The sequence below is a fragment of the Mannheimia sp. genome (genome assembly GCF_056854775.1).
In genome coordinates this window covers 1-4,112 of sequence record NZ_JBXGGI010000079.1, presented here as the reverse complement: position 1 = coordinate 4,112, position 4,112 = coordinate 1, and the positions used below count along the sequence as shown (strand labels likewise).

At 40.8% G+C, this 4,112-nt stretch carries 4 protein-coding genes; 3 read left to right on the top strand and 1 reads right to left on the bottom strand.

From position 1 onward, the window contains the following. The 3 genes from ACJHV0_RS05835 to ACJHV0_RS05825 form a co-directional block, all read left to right on the top strand. Nucleotides 1-1,357 (top strand): thiamine/thiamine pyrophosphate ABC transporter permease ThiP (locus ACJHV0_RS05835; RefSeq protein ID WP_483133640.1); only part of this gene is annotated, 1,357 nt, incomplete at its 5' end. Then, on the top strand, nucleotides 1,354-1,998 hold the full coding sequence (gene thiQ, locus ACJHV0_RS05830) for a thiamine ABC transporter ATP-binding protein (protein WP_483133639.1): 645 nt from the start codon (nucleotides 1,354-1,356) through the stop codon (nucleotides 1,996-1,998). The genes ACJHV0_RS05835 and thiQ, both read left to right, overlap by 4 nt. A 109-nt stretch (nucleotides 1,999-2,107) precedes the next feature. Next, nucleotides 2,108-3,532 (top strand): sucrose-specific PTS transporter subunit IIBC, encoded by a 1,425-nt coding sequence (locus tag ACJHV0_RS05825; protein WP_483133638.1) that lies wholly within the window; start codon nucleotides 2,108-2,110, stop codon nucleotides 3,530-3,532. A gap of 82 nt (nucleotides 3,533-3,614) precedes the next feature. Here ACJHV0_RS05825 and map read toward each other — a convergent pair. Further along, on the bottom strand, nucleotides 3,615-4,112 hold a 498-nt coding region (gene map, locus ACJHV0_RS05820; protein WP_483133637.1), incomplete at its 5' end, for a type I methionyl aminopeptidase.

The following is a 4,112-nucleotide window of genomic DNA, read 5'->3' as shown; positions in this document are numbered from 1 at the left end:
CTATTTAGACTTTAAAGGCAAGCAATTACTTTATAAAACCATCTCTTTTGTTTGGGCATTACCTTCACTCGTCATTATCTTTGCGGTCATTGGTGTATTTGGCAACTCAGGCTGGCTGGCACAATTTTTTCACTCTATAGGCTTGGAATGGCAATTTAATTTATATGGTTTACACGGCATTATTATTGCTCACAGCTTATTCAACATTCCTTTTGTGATGAAATATTACATCAGCGGATTAAACCTTATCCCAAGTAGCCGTTTCCAACTTGCCTCTCAATTAAATGTAAAGGGCTGGAATTTCATCAATATTGTAGAAATACCTGTTATCAAAACGCTGTTTCCTTATATTTTTATGACAGTATTTCTCGTTTGCTTTACCAGCTTTCCGATAGTATTAATGCTCGGTGGCAGCCCGAAATACAGCACGCTTGAAGTGGCTATTTATCAAGCGGTTACTTTTGAGTTTGATTTTGCAAAAGCGATTATCTTAATCGCGGTACAATTTGTTGTAGGTATCGGCTTACAATTTGTGATGAGCCGAATGTCTACTTCAGCATTGAAGCAACTGAAACAACAACCTAACCGAGTAGAGATTTGGAAGCCAAAGCCCACTGGTGTAGCAAAATTGCTTTTACAAGCGGTCATTTTTTTGCAAAGTTTTGCAATAATTCTACCGCTTGTAAGCGTGGTTTGGGCTGGCATTAGTGTGTCAAAACTCAGTGAACGATTGCTCAATCCGGCATTATGGAAAGCGGCACAGTTCTCTTTGGTTTTAAGCCTGATTGCCTCTTTTGTCGTGATTGGAGTGAGTTATCTTATTGCCTTAGAAGCCCGCCAACTACTTTATAAAAAAGCCAAAATCGCCCACAGCATTTTAGGCAGTGTAGCAATTTATCCGTTAGTGCTCCCCATCTTTTTGTTATCCGTTGGTTTATTTATTTTACTGATGAATCAAAATCTCTCCCCAGCGGAGTTGTTAGTTTTAGTTGGTGTATGCAATGGCTTAACGTTGCTCCCTTTTATCTACCCGATGCTCTTTTCTGCGATGTGGAATAGTTTAACAAGCCACGATAAACTGGCTCACAGCTTAGGGCTAACAGGCTTTCAACGCTGGTGGATTGTGGAAAAAACACAGCTAATTCGACCGCTTGCAACCGCCTTTGCATTAGCATTCTCTTCAAGTTTAGGCAGTTTCACCGTGATTGCCTTTTTTGGCAACCGTGATTTTAGTTCACTACCCTACTTGCTCTATCAACAACTCGGAAACTACAGAACCGAAGATGCCGCCGTTACTGCATTAATGCTAATGTTATTCGCCTTGCTGCCGTTTTTATGTATAAAGGACAAAATATGATAGAACTTGATCTTCACTTTACTTATGAACAGATGAAAATGCACTTTCAACTTTCCGCTCATAAAGGCGAACGCATTGCGGTAGTTGGTGAAAGCGGTGCGGGTAAAAGTACATTGCTCAACCTAATTGCCGGATTTGAAAAAGCTGAAAAAGGCGAATTGTTCTTAAATCAAGAAAATCATACTCACACTGAAGTAGCACAACGCCCCGTTTCTATGTTATTCCAAGACAACAATATTTTTCCACATTTAACCGTAGAGCAAAATATTGGGTTAGCCCTTGTGCCAAGCCTCTCACTTAATGAAGAGCAGAAATTGCAAGTCAAACAAATTGCCCGTCAAATGGGGATTGAGGAATTTTTACACCGACAAGCTGATCAACTTTCAGGCGGACAAAAGCAACGTGTTGCACTTGCTCGCACACTCTTGCGTGATAAACCGATTTTATTGTTGGACGAACCTTTTTCTGCCCTCGATCCAAAACGCAGAGAGGAATTACAACAAATCGTACTAGATATTTGCCAAAGCCGAAATTTAACTTTGCTGATGGTAACTCACCAATTAGAAGAAAGTTTGTTTTTGTTTAATCGGGTGATTACAGTTTCAAATGGGAACATTATTTCTGATCTCTCCCCTATTTAGCAAAAATGTGATCTTAATCACAAATTTAGAAAAATTTTCAATCTTTCCTTTTTTAGCTAAACCGTTTTAGTTAAAATATCTGTATTCAATTACACAAAAGGTACTAACTATGAATTATGCAAAAATTGCCGAGCAAACGATTGCAAAATTAGGCGGAAAAGAAAACATTACAGCTCTTGCCCACTGTGCAACCCGTTTACGTTTAACTATTGCTGATGAATCAAAAATTGATAAAGAAGGCATTGAAAATATCGAAGGCGTAAAAGGTCAATTCTCTACTTCAGGTCAATACCAAATTATTTTCGGTTCAGGCACAGTAAATGAAGTACACGCCCAAATGCAAAAACAGATGGGCGGTTCAGATATGAGTACCTCTGATATTGCGGCTGTTGCAGCGGCAAATCAGCCGTTGTTACAACGTTTAGTGAAAGGCTTAGCGGATATTTTCGTACCAATCATTCCGGCAATTGTAGCGGGCGGTTTGTTAATGGGTATTCACTCAATGCTTACTGCAGTTGGCTTCTTCTGGGAAGGTGAATCTGTGGTAAGCCGCTATCCTGCTATCGCAGATTTAGTGGATTTCATTAACACCGTTGCCAATGCACCATTCGTATTCTTACCTGTACTTCTTGGTTTCTCCGCAACTCGCAAATTCGGTGGCAACCCATTCTTAGGGGCTGCTCTTGGTATGTTATTAGTTCACCCGGCACTTGCGGACGGTTGGAACTATGCAAAAACCTTAATGGAAGGAAAAATCACATATTGGAATGTATTTGGTTTAGAAATCGAAAAAGTCGGCTATCAAGGCACTGTTATTCCAACAATCATTTCTGCGTGGGTATTAGCAACCCTTGAAAAAACCTTCCGTAAATTTGTGCCGAGTTATTTAGATAACCTTGTTACGCCAATGATGTCATTATTCATCGCAGGTATTTTAGCATTTACGGTAATTGGTCCATTCGGACGTGAAGCAGGTTCAGCAATCTCAGCAGGTTTAACTTGGTTATATGACAGCTTAGGCTTTATCGGTGGAGCAATTTTCGGAACATTCTATGCTCCGATCGTAATTACCGGTATGCACCAAACCTTTATTGCGGTAGAAACGCAATTATTAGCTGAAGTGGCACAAACCGGTGGTACTTTCATCTTCCCAATTGCAGCAATGTCTAACATTGCACAAGGTGCGGCTTGTTTAGGTGTGGCGTTCGCAATGAAAGATGCTAAAGTGCGTGGCTTAGCTGTTCCGTCCGGTATTTCAGCATTATTAGGGATTACAGAACCTGCAATGTTCGGGGTGAACTTGCGTTATCGCCAAGCGTTCATTGCGGCAATGATCGGCTCAGGTTTAGCAAGTGCATTTATCGCATTCTTTAATGTAAAAGCCATTGCTTTAGGTGCGGCAGGTCTCTTAGGTATTCCATCAATCAAACCGGACAGCCTTGCAATGTACTCTGTAGGTATGGTGATTTCATTTGTTGTCGCATTCACTATTTCAGCTGTGTGGGTAAAACGAGCACAAGCGAAAGCAAAATAACGATAACTAGCTGATAATAAAAGGGATTAAGTTAAAACTTAATCCCTTTTGCTATTACAAGCGGTCATTATTTCTCAAAATTTTACACATTTTGCATCACACGGCTAATTCGCCCGGCTTGAATTTCTTCATCACGAATTGTTAGCACTTCACAACCGTCTTTAGTTACCACAATTTGGTGTTCGTATTGAGCAGAATGACTGCGGTCTTTGGTTTTTACTGTCCAACCATCGCCCATTAAACGGATCTCTTTTTTCCCTGAATTGACCATTGGCTCAATGGTAAAAACCATTCCCTCTTTTAACACAACACCGCCATCGTCTGCTGCATAATGCACGACTTGCGGCTCGCAATGGAACTCGGTGCCGATACCGTGTCCGCAATATTCACGCACAACAGAGAAGCCCTCTTTTTCCACATACTTTTGAATTGCAGTGCCGATCTCTTTTAAGCGGATACCTGCTTTTACCGTACGAATGCCGATGTAAAGGGATTCTTGAGTAACTTCCATTAAGCGTTTATCACGCACGCTTGGCTCGCCTACCACATACATCATTGAATTGTCGCCATAGTAGCCATC

Excerpts from the sequence above, each read along its gene's own strand:
- thiQ (WP_483133639.1), top strand. The coding sequence starts at position 1,354 with ATGATAGAACTTGATCTTCACTTTACTTATGAACAGATGAAAATGCAC.
- ACJHV0_RS05825 (WP_483133638.1), top strand. The coding sequence starts at position 2,108 with ATGAATTATGCAAAAATTGCCGAGCAAACGATTGCAAAATTAGGCGGA.